Raw genomic sequence first — 15,487 nt, forward strand, 5'->3', positions numbered from 1 at the left:
GTGAAAACGACTCGGATTACCGGATGGTAACAACGACACCGGTCACTGAATAGAGGTCTCATCCCGTCGATACGCTGGGACTCCACTACGCTGCACCGGTGCTCGTGGTCCATGCGCTCTGGGTGGAAGGCCGGGTCGGCCTGTGGGCCGAGGAGGCCGGCCGGGCGCTCGCGGGCCTCAACCTCGACGGCGACACCGGCATCGCGGCCGAACGCACCCTGCATCTGCCGACCCGCGACCGTCGGCCCGAGCCCTGGCCGGCCGTCACCGCCGGGGCGCGGCTGCGGCCCTGGCCGGTGGCGACCGTCGAGTACGAGCCGGACGACGCCCTCGGCCTGCTGCGCGGGCTGCCCGCTCTGGCGGGCGAGGACATCGCGCTGGCCCAGTCCACCGAGTGGTTCGTGAGCCTGGCCGGGTTCGCGGCCACGCTGGTCGCCCGCGGCCGGATGCTGCCCGCGATCGTGGGGGAGCAGGCCCGCTGGGCGCCGGTGCTCACCGGCCGCGACGCCGCGCACGCCCGCGCCCTGGCCCTGGCCCTGCCCTCCGCCGCCCTCGCCGCCACGCCCGGCGTGACCCGGGCCGCCGCCGTCGCCGAGGCGCTGGACGCATTCGTCGACGCGGCCGCCCGGCCGCAGCGGGAGGACGGCATCGGCTGGCTCACGGCCCTGACCGGCCGGGATCGCCGGCTGCCGGGGGACGTGCCGCCGGCCCTCGCCGAGCGCCTCGCCGCCTGGGAGGCCGACGCCGTCGGCGGCTCGGTGCGGGCCTGCTTCCGGCTGGTCGAGCCGCCGGAGCCCGAGGCCGGGGAGGAGCCCGCGCCCGACCCGCACTGGACGCTCGAGTTCGCGCTGCAGGCCGCCGACGAGCCCACCCTCGTCGTCGCGGCCGAGCGGGTGTGGCGCTCCCGCGGTGCGCTCAAGGCGCTGCAGCGGCACATCCCCGCCCCGCAGGAGACGCTGCTGGCCGAGCTCGGGCGGGCCAGCCGGCTGTACCCGGCGCTCGAGGACGCCCTGCGCGAGGCCCGCCCGGTGGCACTGCGCCTCGACACCGACGGCGCCCATCGCCTGCTCAGCGAGCACGCCCCGCTGCTGGCCGCGGCCGGCTTCGGCGTCGTGCTCCCGGGCTGGTGGCGCAAGGCCTCGGCCCGCCTGGGCGCCCGCTTGAAGATCAAGGACGGCGGCGGCGGTACCGCACCGGGCACGGTCGCCACCGACAGCGGCCTCGGCCTCGGCGCGGTCGTGGACTACCGCTGGGAGCTCGCGATCGGCGACGAGCCGCTCAGCGAGGACGAGCTGCGCCGGCTCAGCGAGCTCAAGGCCCCGCTGATCCGGCTCCGCGGCCAGTGGGTCGAGCTCGACCCCCGCCGGCTCGCCGAGGGCCTCTCCTTCATCGAGCGCCACCGCGAGCAGGAGGCGATGACCGTCGCCGACCTGCTGCACCTGGCCGGCGGCGCCGCGGAGGGGCCCGGCGGGCTGCCCGTGGTCGAGGTCGCCGCCGACGGCTGGCTCGGCGACCTGCTCAGCGGCGAGGCCGAGCTGCGCGTCGGCGACGGCGACGTGCCCGGCGGGTTCCGGGGGCAGCTGCGGCCGTACCAGCGACGCGGGCTGAACTGGCTGCGCTTCCTCGAGGCCGCCGGGCTCGGCGGCATCCTGGCCGACGACATGGGCCTGGGCAAGACCGTCCAGCTGCTCGCCCTGCTGGCCGGGGCCGCGTCCGGCCCGACGCTGCTGGTCTGCCCGATGTCGCTCGTCGGCAACTGGCAGCGGGAGGCGGCGAAGTTCGCGCCGGAGCTGCGGGTGCACGTCCACCACGGCGCCGACCGGGCGCGGGCGCTGGACCCGGCGGACTTCGACGTCGTCGTGACCACCTACTCGGTGGCGACCCGCGACGCCGACGCGCTCGCCGCCGTGCCGTGGCACCGGGTCGTGCTCGACGAGGCCCAGGCCGTCAAGAACGCCGCGACCAAGCAGGCGGCGGCGGTACGCCGGCTGCCCGCCCGGCACCGCATCGCCGTCACCGGCACGCCGGTCGAGAACCGCCTCGCCGACCTGTGGTCGATCATGGAGTTCGCCAACCCGGGCCTGCTGGGCAGCGCGACGAAGTTCAAGGAGCGCTTCGCCGAGCCCATCGAGCGCGACGGCGACGCCGAGGCCGCCGCCCGGCTGCGGCGGATCACCCAGCCGTTCGTGCTGCGCCGGGTGAAGACCGACCGCACGATCATCTCGGACCTGCCCGAGAAGCTGGAGATGTACGTGGTCTGCAGCCTCACCCCAGAGCAGGCCAGCCTCTACCAGGCCGTCGTCGACGACATGCTGGCCCGCATCGAGAGCAGCCAGGGCATCGAGCGCCGCGGGCTGGTGCTGGCGACCATGACCCGGCTCAAGCAGATCTGCGACCACCCGGCCCTGGCCCTGCGCGACGGCAGCCGCCTGCCCGGCCGCAGCGGCAAGCTCGCCCGGCTCGAGGAGCTGGCCGAGGAGATCCTCGCCGCGGGGGAGCGGGCGCTGATCTTCACCCAGTACGCCGAGTTCGGCGGCATGCTGCGCGCCGAGCTCTCCGCCCGCTTCGGCCGCGAGGTCGCGTTCCTGCACGGCGGCGTGCCCAAGGCGGCCCGCGACGCGCTCGTGGCCCGCTTCCAGGAGGCGTCGCCGTCCTCGCCGCCGCTGTTCGTGCTCTCCCTCAAGGCGGGCGGCACCGGCCTGACCCTCACCGCGGCCAACCACGTGATCCACGTCGACCGCTGGTGGAACCCGGCGGTGGAGGACCAGGCGACCGACCGCGCCTTCCGCATCGGCCAGCGCCGCGCGGTGCAGGTGCGCAAGTTCGTCACCGCCGGCACGGTCGAGGAGAAGATCGCCGAGCTCATCGCCGGCAAGCGCGGCCTGGCCAAGCAGATCGTCGGCACCGGCGAGGGCTGGCTGACCGAGCTGTCCACCGCCGACCTGCGCGACCTGCTCACCCTCGACCCCGCCGCGGCGGTGCCGGCATGAGCGACGGCTTAGCCGAGGCCAGGCGCCTGTGCGCGTTCGTCGCGCTCGTCGCGGACACCCCGGCGCCTACGCGCACCGAGCTGCACTGGCGCCTGCACGGGGCGATCGAGCAGGCGGCCGCCCGGGCGGGGATCGACTTCCTGGCGGTACACCTGCAGATGCTCGGCGACGGGGCGCTCGTGGTGTTCCCGGCCGGCGTCAACGAGCCGCGGGCGTTCGCCGCCCTGGTCAAGGTGTTCCGCGGCGGCCTGCCGGCCGAGGGCCAGGCGCCCGTGCGCATCCGGCTGGCCGCCGCCGTGGGCCGGCCCGAGGCCGCGACGATCGAGGTGACCCGGCTGGCCGAGTCGCCCTCCGCCCACCCCGGCGCCGTGCTGGACGTCGTGCTAGGCCGGGAGGGGCTCGGTGCCTAGCCCCTTGAGCGACGAGTGCAGGATCTTCGCGGTCGAGACGTTCAGGAAGCAGTGCGCGGTGCGGTCGCCCAGCTGCCACTGGGACCTCGTGAGGCCGTCCCAGAAGGTGTAGACGTCCTTGCGCTGGTACAGCTGCAGCGCACTGAGCCCCATGAACGCCGCCACCTCGGTGAAGCAGGCCTTGCTCACGGTCGCGTTGAGCGCCTGCGCGTCGGCCGGGAACGCCCCCGCCGGGGCCGCCCACACCCCGACGAACTCGGTGTCGTGCGGGTCGGTGCAGCTCACCGGCGTGACCGCGTCGACGCTGCGGTAGAACCCGTCCGGCGTGAGGTCCCCGCCGTCGAGGGCCGCGCACGACAGCGCGAGCGGCCTCGGGTCCTTGAGCCCTCCCCGCAGCGAGCCCGTGCGCGGCTTCGGCGCGAACAGGTCGTCGGCGGCCTCGGCGAGCCCGCACACCCAGGTGCGGACCCCGCCCGCCCACGCCGGCCCGCTCGGCAGGGACAGGAACGGCAAGAGCCGGCCGGTGTGCCAGTCGCCGCCGGCGTAGTCGCCGGCGGCCCGGTCGCACGCGGCGTACGCGGCCCGGACCGGATCGGAGTCCCACGCCGGCAGTGCGTCCGCCGCCACCGTGCCGGTCGCGACCACCTCGACGCTGTGCTGCTCGGCGCAGTCGATCCCGGTGAGCACCGCGGCGCTCGGCTGCTCGAACGCGCTGAACGGGCCGGGCGCCAGGCACTGCCCGGCCACGGGCGCGACGTACCGGGCCGCGGGCAGCATCGCCCACCCGTTCACCAGGTCGCCGTCGGCGCCCGCGGGCGCGCCGCAGGCCGCCGTCGCGAGGACGACGGCCAGCAGGAACGGCAGCCGCCTACTCCGCGAGGCCATTGCTGCAGGGGGTCCCCGGCTCGAGGCTGGCGGTCTCGCGGAACCGCTTGACGAACGCGTCCACCCGAGGGTCGTCGGCCTTGTCGACCCGCAGCTGATAGCCCCAGGCCTGCAGCGAGACCGGGCTGGGCTGCCCCTCGTACGGGCTCATGAGCATGAAGTCGTTGTTGCGCACCTTGCCGGCGAGCCGGTCGACGTCGCCCTTGGCCAGGCCCGGGCGGTAGGTGATCCAGACCGCCCCGTGCTCGAGGCTGTGCACCGCGCGGCCCTCGATGACCGGCTTGTCGTAGACGTCCCCGGCGCAGCGCTGCCAGATCCCGAAGTGCTTGCCGCCCGCGGCCGGCACCATCTGGTACGACGGCGTTACGTCGGCCGGCAGGTGGTCGCGCTCGAGCCAGTCGGGGTGGGTGAGCCGGTAGTCGATGAGCCCGGCGATGTCGCCGCCGTCGCGCTTCCCGCCGTCGGCGCGGTTGACGAGCCAGAACGCCCCGATGGCCCCGGCCGCGCAGAGCAGCGCGAGCACCCCGGCGACGCTCACGACGGCGATGACCAGCCCGCGGTTGCCCTTCGGCGGCGGCGCGGGGGCGAAGGCCGGCGGCGCGGGGGCGTAGGGCGGCTGCCCGGCAGGGGCGTAGGGCGCGGGCCCGGCAGGGGCGTAGGGTGCGGGCCCGGCAGGGTGCGGCGCAGGCCCGGCGGCGTGGGGCGGCGGGTGGGGGCTCGCCGGGGGCGGCTCGGGGAAGGGGCCCGTCATGCCGCCGAGATTACCGGAATGCCCTGACCGCGACCCGGGTCATGCGCTCGGGCCGCGGCGGTCGTCCGATGCGGGGGTGGATGCGGCGCGATATGGTCGGCCGCATGGCGGCAGAGTGTGCGATCGATGGATGCGCCGTGCTCGCGATCGGCCGGTGCCGGGAGTGCGGCCGCGCGTTCTGCATGTCGCACCAGGCGCACAACGAGGTGACCGGCGAGGGGCACACGGCGCTGTGCATCCAGTGCCTCGAGCGCCGCGCCCGGGTGGCCGGCGGCTCGGACGCGCGCGCCGACGCGCGGGCCGCGACCGAGCGCACCTGGGTCACGTCCGGGCAGGCGGCGATGGACCTCTACGCGGCCGGGATCGCGCCGATCCCCGTGGTCGAGCGGCACTCGCGGTTCGTGAAGCAGCGCTTCGGCCGGGCGCGGGAGGAGATCGACGAGATCGAGGTCGGGGCGCTGTGGGTGATCGGGCGCTTCGAGTGGACCGAGATGCAGGAGATCCCGGAGACCCGCGAGTGGACGACCGGGCTGCTCGCGCGGCCCGCCGGCGGGTATCCGGTCGCGATGGTCGCCCGGGCCGTCGCGCGCTGCAAGGTGGCCGACGGGCTGGCCACGCTGGTGCGCGACGCGCCCTACGGGGACAGCTGGACGCAGCTGGAGCGGCGCGAGATCCCGCGGATCATCGCGGCGATCCGGGCCACGATCAGCGCGGCGAGCCCGGCGCGGTGAGCCGGGCCAATCGTCAGCGCGGCGAGCCCGGCGCGGTGAGCCGGGCCACGGTCAGCGCGGAGCCCAGCCCGGCGATCCGGGCCGCGGTCAGCGCGGCGAGCCCAGCGCGGTGAGCGCGTCGAGGTAGCGCGGCGGCACCACGTTCGGGGCGTCGCCCTTGAAGGCCGCCTCGACCTCGGCGTCGGAGGGCAGCGCCGGCACCTCCGCGGCGAGGGCGGCCACGATCGGCGCGTCGTGCCAGTCGGGGTGCTCGGTCAGCATCCGCAGGGCGACCAGCGACTCCTCGATCTCGCCGACGCACTCGAACGGCTTGTGCGCGGTGAGGCCCATCAGCTCGCGGTACCCCTCCAGCTGCGACAGGTCCGTGAACACGTCGGTGCCGAAGATGTGCACCAGCCGCTCGCGCCCGGTGAACGGGGCGAGGGCCAGGAAGACGAACCGGCACTTCGGGCAGTGCCCGCACCAGCGCTCGCTCGCGTCGCGCAGCTTGAAGGCCGCGTTGCAGCTCGTCACCACCTCGTCGTAGGTGGTGAACTTGGCGAACAGCCCGGCGATGTGCAGCTCCGACAGGCCGCGCAGGAGCGAGAAGTAGGCATCCCGCAGGCCGGCGTGGGCCAGCAGCGCGTCGCGCAGGTGCCGCTCGGCGGGCAGGCCCTTGGACCACTGGTGGTTGATGTCCCGCCCGAGCCAGCTGAGGTTCGGCACCGAGGCCGAGCTCTCGTTGGACATCACGACCGGCCCGAGCCCGTGCATGACCGAGGTGGCGACGGCGATCAGCGAGTTGATCGCCGTCACGGGGATGTGGCCGTTGTACGCCCCCGCCTCGTTCAGCTCCCGCATGCGCGGATCGAGCCGGCGCCGCACCGTGCGCACCGGCTGCGGCGAGACCGCCATGACGCTGGTGATGATCGCGTTCGGGTTGACGGAGAAGAGCACCGGGTCGAGCCCGGCCAGCTGCAGCGCCTCCATCGACACGATCGAGTCCTTGCCCCCGCCGACGGCGGCGAGCGGCGGGCCGTCCGGGGTGTGCTCCCAGCCCGGGCCGGCCGCGGTGCGCCCGGCGTCGATGGGCAGGTCGAGGACGTATTCGAGCTTGTTGCGGTAGGCGAACTCGCCCAGGCCCTCGTGGTACAAGGCGCGCACCCACGGCAGCGCACCCTCGGCGAGCGCGAGGTCCCCGAGCTCGACCCGGCGCGGCGCGGCGATCTTGTAGTAGGAGGTGGACGCGGCCACGTAGAGCAGGTCGAGCACCCGGTCGAGGGCCGGGGACCCGACGGAGGGCGGCCCGAAGTCGACGGTCTCGGTCAGGACGAGGTCACCGAGCGCATAGTGGAAGCGCGCCACCCCCGTCGCGGGGTCGAACTCCCGTCCGGGAAACCGCAGCACCTCGACCTGATCCCACGCATTCACCGCGCAATGGTAGCCGTAGCGAGCCGATCCCGGGCCGAGGCGTTGCCACCCGGCGACCGGGCGGCGTGGCTGACGGGGTCAGCGGGAGGTGTGCCGGACCCTCCACAGGGACAGGGCGCCGGCCAGGGCGGTCAGGAGCAGGTACAGGGCCGTCTCCAGGCACTGGAAGGTCCAGAAGCGCCCATTGGGCTGGTAGGCGACGTCCAGGTGCAGGTCGCGGGCGGCCAGGCACACCGAGGCGTCGCCGAAGGTGCCCGTCGCGCCCGTCTTCGGGGCCCGCATCAGGCAGTCGTCGAAGACCTTCGGGTCCAGGGAGCGGCCGTCGGCGGTCCGCAGCTCGCTCACCGACGTCACCCACACGCCGGGCAGCTCGATGCCCTTCAGGACCGGGGCGCTGCCCAGCGTGCCGAGGCCGTGGGCGGCGTCGATCGCCTCCACCGTCATCGGGAGGGTCTCGTGGCGGGCCGGCATCAGGTGCGGGCGGATCGCGTTGGGCATCGCGAAGAGCACGACCAGCACCAGCAGGCCGGTGGCCGCCATCGCGGGCAGGGTCCGGCGCAGCAGCAGGCCCGTCGCCGCGCCGAGGACCGTCGCGAACGCGGCCTGGCCGATCGGCGACAAGGCCCGGGCGCCGAAGTTGACGGTGCCGAAGCGGTCGCCGGCGATCGCGTCCACCGGCGACGCGGCCCAGCTCAGCAGGGCGCTCGCGGCCGCGGCGACGAGCACGGCGGCGAGGATCACCGTGCCGAGGCGCACGGCCAGCCAGCGGCGCCGGGTCACGCTCTGGTTCCAGGCCAGCCGGTGGGTGCCCGCCTCCAGCTCGCGGGCGATGAGCGGGGCGCCCCAGAACATGCCGATCAGCACCGGGACGAGGCCGAGCACGCCGGCGAGCAGGAGCAGCCGGGTGCGGTAGTCACCGGCGAGGCGGACCATCGCGGCGGCGCAGTCCCCGGTGGCCCGGCACTGCGCCGAGTACCCGTCGCGCGCGGCGCGGATGTCGAGGCCGGTGATCACGAGGTACGCCGCCAGGGCCCCCAGCACGAGGACGCCGGCGATCGCCTGCGCGCGGAACAACCGCCAGCTCACCCAGAGCATGCCGCGACCTCCCGCAGCGCGGTGAGCACCAGGTCCTCCAGCGACGCGCCGTGGTTCGCGCGCAGCTCGCGCACGTCCCCGGCCAGCCGCACCCGGCCGCCGGCCAGCACGACGAGGTAGTCGCAGACCCGCTCGACGTCGGCGAGCAGGTGGGAGCTGAGGATCGCGGCGGCGCCGAGCTCGGCGACGGACTCGAGCAGGCCGCGCAGGAAGCCGTCGCGGGCCAGCGGGTCCAGGGCGGCCGCCGGCTCGTCGAGGATGAGCAGCTCGGGGCGCTTGGCCGCGGCCAGGGTCAGGGCCAGCTGGGCCCGCTGGCCGCCGGAGAGCCGCCCCGCCTTCTGGCTCAGCGGCAGCCCGGCCTGCCCGATCCGGTGCCGCGCCAGGGCATCGTCCCAGCCGGGGTTCATCCGCGCGCCCATGCGCAGGTGCTCGGCGACGGTCAGGCCGCCGTAGACGGGCGCGTCCTGCGCCACGAACCCGACCCGCGCCAGGTGCGCCGGGCCGGCCGCGGGCCGGGCGCCGAGCACCGTCAGCGTCCCCGCGCTCGGCTCGATGAGCCCGCACGCCAGTTGCAGCAGCGTCGACTTCCCGGCGCCGTTGGGCCCGACCAGCCCGATGATCCGCCGCGCCGGGACGTCGAGGTCGACGCCGCTCAGCGCGCTCCGGCGGCCGTAGCGCTTGTCCAGCGCGGCCGCCCGCAGTACCGCATGAGATCTCGCCATGCGTCGAATCCTCGGCCGCGGCGGGCGCCCGGACATCGTGCCGAAGCAGGGGCGCGATCGTGCTTTCGGCCGGTTCGCGGTGGCCGCGCCCTTCCTAGCGTCGGGGGGCATGAAGCTCATCGACCTCGCCCTCGCCGCGGCCGGCGCCGCGGCCCTGGCCGTCACCGCCGTCATGCTCGCGAACAGCTGGGGCGGCACGTACTGGCTGCTCGACACCGTCTGCGGCGCGGCCGTCCTCGCGCTCGTCCTGCTGCGCCGGGGCTGGGCGGCGCTCGCGGTCGCCCCGGCCGCCGCCGTCGCCGCGGGGGTGGCCGATCAGCCGCAGGAGCCGGGCCCGGCCGCGGCCCTGGCCCTCGCGGTCCTCACCGCCCGGGCCGTCGCCCGGGGCGCGCGGCTGGTGCCCGCCGGGGGCCTGGCCGTGGTGGCGGCGACGTGGGCGACGGCGCTGCCGGACGACGACGGGTTCACCGCCGTCACCGTCGTCAACGCGGCCGCCTGGGTGCTGGGGTTCGCCGCCGGCGTCGTGGCGCGGGTCAGCGGTACCAGCGGCGCAGGCGGCGCAGCGTCTGCGGGCCGCCGAGCTCCGCGGGCGGGGCCGGGAGCTGACGCAGCAGAAGATCGCGCTCGGTGACGTGCGACGGCGGCGGGCCGGTCAGCGGGACCGGGGACAGCCAGAAGCGCTCGATCTCCACGTCCGGCTCGGCGAGGGCGGCCAGCGCACCGGCCGTACCGATGGGGGACGCGACCTCGGCGGGGACCGGCTCGGGCTCGTCCGTCTCGGCGGGACCGCCGCCGCGCAGGGTGCGCAGCGCGGCCAGCAGGTCGGCCCGGCCACGGCCGCGCCAGAGCAGGATGTCGAACGGGTCGGCGTCGAAGCGCTCGGCGAGCAGGAAGCACGCGGCCGCCAGGTGCTTGCACGGCACCGCCTGGTCCGGGCAGCTGCAGCGCATGGTCAGGTCGGCGAAGCGGGCCGGGAACAGCGGCGCGCCCGCGGCCAGGAAGACGTCCTCGACGTGCGGCGGCAGCTCGCCGGCCAGCAGCTTGGCCGCGCCGAGCGCCTCGGCGGCCAGGGCCCGCTCGACGCCGGCCCACACCGCGTCGCCGAAGACGGCGAGGCCGATGCTCACCTCGTAGGGCCGGGGCCGCGAGCCCTGCACGCTCGCGGTCACCGTGCCGGGCGCCACGTCGAGGCGCAGCACCTGCCCGGCGCGGGCGTAGTTGCGGCCGCGGGTCAGCCGGGTGCCGAGCGCGAAGGACTCCAGCACGGCCAGGAAGCGCTTGGACCACCAGCTCTCGCCGATCGCCCCGCGCGTGCTGCGGGCCCGGATGCCGCCCTCGACGCGGACGGTCCGGGCCCCCCAGTACTCCGGCGTCGTCACGCCGGCGCCTCGGCCGCGCTCCGGCGGCCGCTCACCGCAGACGCTCCAGCCCGGCGGCGACCCGGCGCGGGGTGAACTCCACGACGGTGTACTCCGCCAGCCCCTGCTGCCGGAACGGGTCCAGCGCGAGGCGGGCCTCCAGCTCGGAGCGCTCCAGCCCGGTGGCCAGGATCACGCCGCCCTCGCGGGGCACCATGGCGCCGGAGGCGACGAACACGCCCGCGTCGTACTGCCCGTCGACCCAGTCGGTGTGGGCCTGGCGGGCCTCGTCGATCCGGTCGAGCCCGGCGGTGTACCGCAGCGTGATGACGAACATGCCGGGAGTCTACCCAGCCCGGGCCGGCCGCTGTGACCTGCGCGAGCGCAGCGCCAGGCCGGTCGCGACCACCAGCAGGGCCGCGCCGTAGCCGATCCGCTGCGCGGTCGCGGTGGACAGGCCGAGATCGCCGGCGAACTGGGGGAGGTACGCGGCCGCGGCGACGGTGAGCCACTCGGCCGGCGCCCCGTACGCCACGAGCATGACCAGCAGCAGCGCGTACCACGGGTAGGCGGGGGCGGCCACGAGCAGCGTCACCGCGACCATCGCGGCCCCGGCCCGCCACGGCCGGCCCGGGTCGGCGCGCCGCCGCACCAGCACCGCGGCCACGACGAGGATCAGGGCGGCCGCCGGCGCGGTGAGCGCGCGGGGCAGGACCAGGCCGAGCAGGGCGAAGCGCGCGCCGTCGGCGTAGCCCTCCTCGTGCAGGTAGCCGGGCAGGTACCCGAGCACCGCGGGCCCGACGGCGAGCACGTGGGGGAGGTAGACGGCCGCGACCGCGCCGGCCGCGGACGCGAGCACGACGAGCGGGCGGCGCCGCGACAGGGCCGGGACCAGCAGGGCCGGGGTGAGCTTGGTGGCGATCGCGAGCCCCAGCACCGCGCCCGCGCGGGCGTTCGAGCCGCGCGCGGCGAGCAGGAGCGCGAGGGCGGCCAGGAACACCGCGGCCGCGTCGGCGTGCGCGTTGTTGCCGGCCTCCAGGGCCACGAGCGGGCACCAGGCCCACAGCACCGCGCCGCGCGGGTCGCGGCCGAGGGAGGCCAGCGCGAACCACAGCAGCGCGCCGGTCGCGGCGGCGAAGGCGGCCATCGCCAGCTGGAAGGCGCCGACCCGGGCCGGGAGCGCGGCGAAGAGGGCCTCCGCCACCGGCGGGTAGATGGTCGGCACGGACGGGCGGTTGATGAGGGTGCAGCCGTCGGGCACGCACCAGGGCGCCCCCGGGTGCCACAGGGTGTCCTCGCGCAGGGGGCGCAGGGGCGCGGCGGCGGGCGGGTGGCGGTACGGGTCGATGCCGGCGCGCTGCACGCGGCCGTCCCAGAGGTAGCGGTACACGTCGTCGCTGCTGTTCGGCGGGTGGGCGGCCGCGGCCAGGGGCAGCAGGGCGCCGCCGAGCAGCACGAGGACGAGCGCGGCCCGGCGGCCGGTGCGCGCGACGAGCCAGGCGCCCGCCGCGAAGGGCAGCCAGGCCAGCAGGTACCAGCGCCCGGGCAGCAGCAGCGCGCCGAGCAGCAGGGCCAGGGCGGCCGCGGCGGCGGCGGTCCGCCTCACGGCTTCCGGCGCCGCCCGCGCGCCAGGCGCGCGGCGGTCCAGACGGCCGCGCCCAGCCCGGCGAGCGCGAGCAGGATCAGCAGGCCGCGGCCGTAGTGCTGGGGGAACGCGGAGGGGTTGTCGGCGATGCGGCCCGCGCCGATGACGAACGGGAGCGCGACCGCGGTCAGGGCCGCGCCGACCGCGAGGGCGGCCTGGACCGGGCGCCGGGCCGGCTCGGGCACGAACCGGGTGGTCAGGGCGGCGGTGGCGAGCACCAGCGGTACGACCACGAAGTCGTGCGCCACGAGCGCGGCCGCGGCGAAGAGGAGCCGGCCCCACAGCTCGTGGCCGGGGGCGTCGAGCCAGCCGGCGACCCCGTAGCCGAGCAGGGCCAGGCCGGCCAGGGCGAGGAGCACCCTCATGCGATCACCCGCGCGACCCACTTGGTCTGCAGCACGCCGGGCCGGTTCGGGGCGATGAGCCGGCACGGGTAGCCGTGGTCGAGGTGCAGCGGCTCCCCGCCGAGGCGCAGGGCGAGCAGGGTCAGCGGGTCGCGGGCCGAGCCGGGCTCGAGGACCGACGCGCGGTAGGGCCCGTCCGCCTGCAGCGACTCGACGGTGACCGGCCGGTCCGTCCCGGCCGCGCCGACGAGCCGCAGCAGGTCGGCCACGCGCACCCCGGACCAGACGGCGCCCGCGCTCCAGCCCTCGACGCACGCGATCGGCAGCTCGGCCTCGGCCTGGGGCAGGGCGAGCAGGTCGGCGAGGCTCAGCGCGTGGCGCCCGGCGGGGCCGGTGACGAGCAGGCGGTAGGACTCGCCGACCCGCACGATCCCGGCCGCGGCGGCGGTCTTGTTCACCGGCACGCCCTGCGGCCCGACGCCGGGCAGCCGCGGGGCGAGCAGCGAGACGCGGCGCAGCGGGGCCACGGTCTGCCCCGCGGTCGCGAGCGTGATCGCCCCGGCCGCGGTGCCGGTGAGCGCCAGCACGCCGCGCCGCGTCCAGCCGCCGTCGCCGGCCGGCTCGGGCCGCCGGGCGTCGCGGATCACCGGGAGCTTCGCGGCCAGGTGCAGCAGCAGCGCTCCGGCGAGGATCCACGCGGTCCAGTAGTGGGCGCCGATGAAGCCGAAGGGCATGAGCGAGTACCAGTACGCGATGTTGAGCACCCCCGTCACGAGCTCGAAGACGGCCGCGGCGGAGAGCAGGCCGACCGCCCCGCGCTCCAGGGCGTGCCCGAGGCCGCGCACCGGCGGCCAGGCGAAGAGCTTCGGGAAGACCGACCAGATCTTGGCGGTCAGCAGGGGTACCGCCGCCAGCCCGCTCGCCACGTGCAGGCCCTGGGTGATGCGGTACAGCTGCACGGGCCGCGCCGGCCAGTGCCACCAGCCCGGCGGGTGCTGGACGTAGTGGCTCAGCACCCCGGTGACGAGGCAGATCGTGAACGCGATGCCCAGCCAGGCCCCGAGGTGCACGGTCAGCCGGGGGCCGCGCACGCCGCCCGGCCGGGTCAGCCACGCAGGCGGGCGAACCATCGGCCGGCCTCCGTCCACGTCTCGACCAGCTCCAGCGCGGCGGCTCCGGCCGGCGCGGCGAGGTCGTCGGCGGCCACGAACGCCCACGCGAACGGGGCGCTCGTGCGGCCGCCGCGGCGCTCGTCGGCCAGCGCGACCGGGCCGCTCCAGCTGCCGGCGCCCGGCGGGTCGACCTCCACGAGCACCGTCCCGCCCGGGCCTACCAGCCGGCGGCAGCGGCGCAGCAGGCGGACCGGGTCACCGCCGATGCCGATGTTGCCGTCGGCGAGCAGGGCGCCGGGCCAGCCGCCCTCGCCCGGCAGCGGGCGGAACAGGTCCTGGCGCAGCACGGGGGCGCCGTGGCGGCGGGCGTAGCGCACCGCCTGCGGGCTCACGTCGACGCCCAGCACCCGCCGCCCGCTCGCGGCAAGGGCCCCGGTGAGCCGGCCCGGCCCGCAGCCGAGGTCGACGGTCCCGTCCGGGCACTTGGCCACGAGCGCGCCGTCGCCCGGCCGCGCCTCGCCGTGCCACGCGTGCGGGTCCAGCGCCCGCACGGCCGTGCCGTCGGGCCCGACGAGCCGCAGCGCGGCCGGCTCGCCGCGCTCGGCGCGCCGCAGCGCCGCCCCGAACACCGCCACGGGCGCCGTCACCGGGCCCCCTCGGCGATCAGCAGCGCGCGGGCGAACCGGCCGCCGGGCGCCGCCCGCGCCGCCGCGAACGCGTCGGGCGCGGTGTCCACGTCCCGCAGCGTCGCGGTGGTGGACACGGCGAGGCCCCGGTCCCGCAGCGCCGCGCGCGTCCGCTCGCCGGTGTCCGCCGCGGACATCGGCACGTCCGCGAGCACCTCGGCCGCGGCGGGGTCGCGCAGACCGAGCAGCCACCAGCCGCCGTCCTCGGCCGGGCCGAGCACGGCGTCCGCGGTCGCCAGCCCCGCGGTGGCGGCGACGAGGTGACCGACGCGCAGCTGCGGCGTGTCCATGCCGACGAGGATGGTGGCGACGCCGGGGCGGGCGGTGTCGGCGTACGCGGCCGCGAGCCGCGGCCCGAGCCCGGCACCGCGCTGCGGCACCCGGCCCCAGCCGCGCGGCGCGGCCAGGTCGCCGTCGACGACGAGGGTGCGGGCCATCGCCGGGGTGGCGCTCAGCACGTCCGCGGTGTCGGCGATCGCCGCGGCGGCGAGGGACGCGGCCTGCTCGGGCGTCCACGGTGGACACAGGCGCGTCTTCACCCGCCCCGGCACCGGCGTCTTCGCCAGCAGCAGCACCTGGACGTTCACGACGCGAGCACCCGGGACATGTCGCGCACGGCGCGCAGGGTGCCGCGGACGGTGCCGGTCACCTTCGAGCGGCCGCCGGCGGCGCGGGGCGCGTAGTCCACGTCGACCTCGGCGATCCGCCAGCCCGCGGCCGCGGCCCGCACCATCATCTCCAGCGGGTAGCCGAAGCGGCGGTCGGTCAGGTCGAGCGCGAGCAGCGCCTCGCGGCGGGCGGCCCGCATCGGGCCGAGGTCGTGCACGGGGATGCCGGCGGTGCGCCGCAGGCGCCACGCGACCACGGCGTTGCCCGCACGGCCGTGCAGCGGCCAGGCGCCGCGGGTGGTGGGCCGGCGGCGGCCGAGCAGCAGGTCGTGCTCGCCGGCGGCGACCGGGCCGGCGACCCGGGGCAGCTGGCGGGGGTCGAACGAGCCGTCGGCGTCCATGAAACACACGACGTCCGCGGTCGCGGCGCAGAGCCCGGCGTGGGCCGCCGCGCCGAAGCCGCGCGGGGCGGCGGGCACGACCGTCGCGCCGTGGGCCGCGGCGATCCGCGGGGAGCCGTCGGCGGAGCCGTTGTCGGCCACGATCGCGCGGAAACCGGCCGGCAGCCGGGACAGCACCCACGGCAGGGCGGCCGCCTCGTTGAGGCAGGGCAGGACGACATCGATCACGGGCATGGTCCGGACGGTACCGATGATCTTGGACGCGAGGTCTTACGAGACGCTGACAGACCATTACGAACCGCGAACGCGGGCCGCCGCCGCGCCCGGGCCCCCCGTAGC

Annotated in this window: 16 protein-coding genes and 1 pseudogene; 4 read left to right on the forward strand and 13 right to left on the reverse strand. The window is 76.8% G+C overall.

The genetic code is table 11. The features are described from left to right. Positions 1-98 precede the first annotated feature (98 nt). Positions 99-2,990: a DEAD/DEAH box helicase gene (locus ACQP2P_RS10155; RefSeq protein WP_433614959.1), complete on the forward strand. Its 2,892-nt coding sequence runs from the start codon at positions 99-101 to the stop codon at positions 2,988-2,990. Next, complete coding sequence (locus ACQP2P_RS10160) at positions 2,987-3,400, forward strand: hypothetical protein (protein ID WP_433614961.1); 414 nt, start codon at positions 2,987-2,989, stop codon at positions 3,398-3,400. The genes ACQP2P_RS10155 and ACQP2P_RS10160 overlap by 4 nt, the downstream gene beginning before the upstream one ends. Here the strand turns inward: ACQP2P_RS10160 and ACQP2P_RS10165 are convergent. Then, on the reverse strand, positions 3,374-4,285 hold the full coding sequence (locus ACQP2P_RS10165; protein WP_433614963.1) for a septum formation family protein: 912 nt from the start codon (positions 4,283-4,285) through the stop codon (positions 3,374-3,376). The genes ACQP2P_RS10160 and ACQP2P_RS10165 overlap by 27 nt on opposite strands. Next, positions 4,269-5,036, reverse strand: coding sequence for a DUF3105 domain-containing protein (locus ACQP2P_RS10170; protein WP_433614965.1), 768 nt, complete (start codon positions 5,034-5,036; stop codon positions 4,269-4,271). The genes ACQP2P_RS10165 and ACQP2P_RS10170 overlap by 17 nt, the downstream gene beginning before the upstream one ends. Positions 5,037-5,140: 104 nt before the next feature. On the opposite strand from ACQP2P_RS10170, the gene ACQP2P_RS10175 reads away from it, so the two are divergent. Continuing rightward, complete coding sequence (locus tag ACQP2P_RS10175; protein WP_433614967.1) at positions 5,141-5,767, forward strand: hypothetical protein; 627 nt, start codon at positions 5,141-5,143, stop codon at positions 5,765-5,767. A gap of 87 nt (positions 5,768-5,854) precedes the next feature. Here the strand turns inward: ACQP2P_RS10175 and ACQP2P_RS10180 are convergent, their stop codons facing one another. The 3 genes and pseudogenes from ACQP2P_RS10180 to ACQP2P_RS10190 form a co-directional block, all read right to left on the reverse strand. Continuing rightward, a complete protein-coding gene (locus tag ACQP2P_RS10180) occupies positions 5,855-7,177 on the reverse strand; it encodes a hypothetical protein (protein ID WP_433614969.1) in 1,323 nt (440 codons plus the stop codon). 78 nt (positions 7,178-7,255) lie between these two features. Next, positions 7,256-8,272 carry an ABC transporter permease subunit gene (locus tag ACQP2P_RS10185; protein ID WP_433614971.1) on the reverse strand — a complete coding sequence of 339 codons (1,017 nt, stop codon included), beginning with the start codon at positions 8,270-8,272 and terminating at the stop codon, positions 7,256-7,258. 50 nt (positions 8,273-8,322) lie between these two features. Next, a pseudogene (locus ACQP2P_RS10190) lies at positions 8,323-8,994 on the reverse strand (ABC transporter ATP-binding protein); the annotation flags it as partial. A 109-nt stretch (positions 8,995-9,103) separates the two neighbouring features. Between ACQP2P_RS10190 and ACQP2P_RS10195 the strand changes: the two are divergent. Next, a complete protein-coding gene (locus tag ACQP2P_RS10195) occupies positions 9,104-9,625 on the forward strand; it encodes a hypothetical protein (protein WP_433614973.1) in 522 nt (173 codons plus the stop codon). Here the strand turns inward: ACQP2P_RS10195 and ACQP2P_RS10200 are convergent. Genes ACQP2P_RS10200 through ACQP2P_RS10235 form a run of 8 tightly spaced genes read right to left on the reverse strand, consistent with a single transcriptional unit; the run spans position 9,528 to position 15,382 of the window. Beyond that, entirely contained in the window at positions 9,528-10,373 is an 846-nt protein-coding gene (locus tag ACQP2P_RS10200) for an SWIM zinc finger family protein (protein ID WP_433614975.1), read from the reverse strand. The genes ACQP2P_RS10195 and ACQP2P_RS10200 overlap by 98 nt on opposite strands. Before the next feature lie 31 nt (positions 10,374-10,404). Further along, complete coding sequence (locus ACQP2P_RS10205; RefSeq protein ID WP_433614977.1) at positions 10,405-10,689, reverse strand: YciI family protein; 285 nt, start codon at positions 10,687-10,689, stop codon at positions 10,405-10,407. A 9-nt stretch (positions 10,690-10,698) separates the two neighbouring features. After that, on the reverse strand, positions 10,699-11,958 hold the full coding sequence (locus ACQP2P_RS10210; protein WP_433614979.1) for a glycosyltransferase 87 family protein: 1,260 nt from the start codon (positions 11,956-11,958) through the stop codon (positions 10,699-10,701). Continuing rightward, positions 11,955-12,362, reverse strand: coding sequence for a hypothetical protein (locus tag ACQP2P_RS10215; RefSeq protein WP_433614981.1), 408 nt, complete (start codon positions 12,360-12,362; stop codon positions 11,955-11,957). Before ACQP2P_RS10215 ends, ACQP2P_RS10210 begins: the two co-directional genes overlap by 4 nt. Further along, complete coding sequence (locus tag ACQP2P_RS10220) at positions 12,359-13,471, reverse strand: molybdopterin-dependent oxidoreductase (protein WP_433614982.1); 1,113 nt, start codon at positions 13,469-13,471, stop codon at positions 12,359-12,361. The genes ACQP2P_RS10215 and ACQP2P_RS10220 overlap by 4 nt, the downstream gene beginning before the upstream one ends. After that, a complete protein-coding gene (locus ACQP2P_RS10225; protein ID WP_433614983.1) occupies positions 13,447-14,100 on the reverse strand; it encodes a methyltransferase domain-containing protein in 654 nt (217 codons plus the stop codon). Before ACQP2P_RS10225 ends, ACQP2P_RS10220 begins: the two co-directional genes overlap by 25 nt. After that, entirely contained in the window at positions 14,097-14,726 is a 630-nt protein-coding gene (locus ACQP2P_RS10230; RefSeq protein WP_433614985.1) for a TIGR04282 family arsenosugar biosynthesis glycosyltransferase, read from the reverse strand. The genes ACQP2P_RS10225 and ACQP2P_RS10230 overlap by 4 nt, the downstream gene beginning before the upstream one ends. Continuing rightward, a complete protein-coding gene (locus ACQP2P_RS10235; protein ID WP_433614987.1) occupies positions 14,723-15,382 on the reverse strand; it encodes a glycosyltransferase family 2 protein in 660 nt (219 codons plus the stop codon). The genes ACQP2P_RS10230 and ACQP2P_RS10235 overlap by 4 nt, the downstream gene beginning before the upstream one ends. Positions 15,383-15,487: the final 105 nt, after the last annotated feature.

Origin of the sequence: Dactylosporangium sp. CA-139114, from assembly GCF_050955725.1 — a bacterium.
Classification (GTDB): Bacteria; Actinomycetota; Actinomycetes; order Mycobacteriales; family Micromonosporaceae; genus Dactylosporangium.

What these genes read in the sequence shown, in the direction of transcription:
- ACQP2P_RS10160 (WP_433614961.1), top strand. Translation starts at nt 2,987, where the DNA reads ATGAGCGACGGCTTAGCCGAGGCCAGGCGCCTGTGCGCGTTCGTCGCG.
- ACQP2P_RS10165 (WP_433614963.1), bottom strand. Translation starts at nt 4,285, where the DNA reads ATGGCCTCGCGGAGTAGGCGGCTGCCGTTCCTGCTGGCCGTCGTCCTC.
- ACQP2P_RS10170 (WP_433614965.1), bottom strand. Translation starts at nt 5,036, where the DNA reads ATGACGGGCCCCTTCCCCGAGCCGCCCCCGGCGAGCCCCCACCCGCCG.
- ACQP2P_RS10175 (WP_433614967.1), top strand. Translation starts at nt 5,141, where the DNA reads ATGGCGGCAGAGTGTGCGATCGATGGATGCGCCGTGCTCGCGATCGGC.
- ACQP2P_RS10185 (WP_433614971.1), bottom strand. Translation starts at nt 8,272, where the DNA reads ATGCTCTGGGTGAGCTGGCGGTTGTTCCGCGCGCAGGCGATCGCCGGC.
- ACQP2P_RS10195 (WP_433614973.1), top strand. Translation starts at nt 9,104, where the DNA reads ATGAAGCTCATCGACCTCGCCCTCGCCGCGGCCGGCGCCGCGGCCCTG.
- ACQP2P_RS10205 (WP_433614977.1), bottom strand. Translation starts at nt 10,689, where the DNA reads ATGTTCGTCATCACGCTGCGGTACACCGCCGGGCTCGACCGGATCGAC.
- ACQP2P_RS10215 (WP_433614981.1), bottom strand. Translation starts at nt 12,362, where the DNA reads ATGAGGGTGCTCCTCGCCCTGGCCGGCCTGGCCCTGCTCGGCTACGGG.
- ACQP2P_RS10220 (WP_433614982.1), bottom strand. Translation starts at nt 13,471, where the DNA reads ATGGTTCGCCCGCCTGCGTGGCTGACCCGGCCGGGCGGCGTGCGCGGC.
- ACQP2P_RS10235 (WP_433614987.1), bottom strand. Translation starts at nt 15,382, where the DNA reads ATGCCCGTGATCGATGTCGTCCTGCCCTGCCTCAACGAGGCGGCCGCC.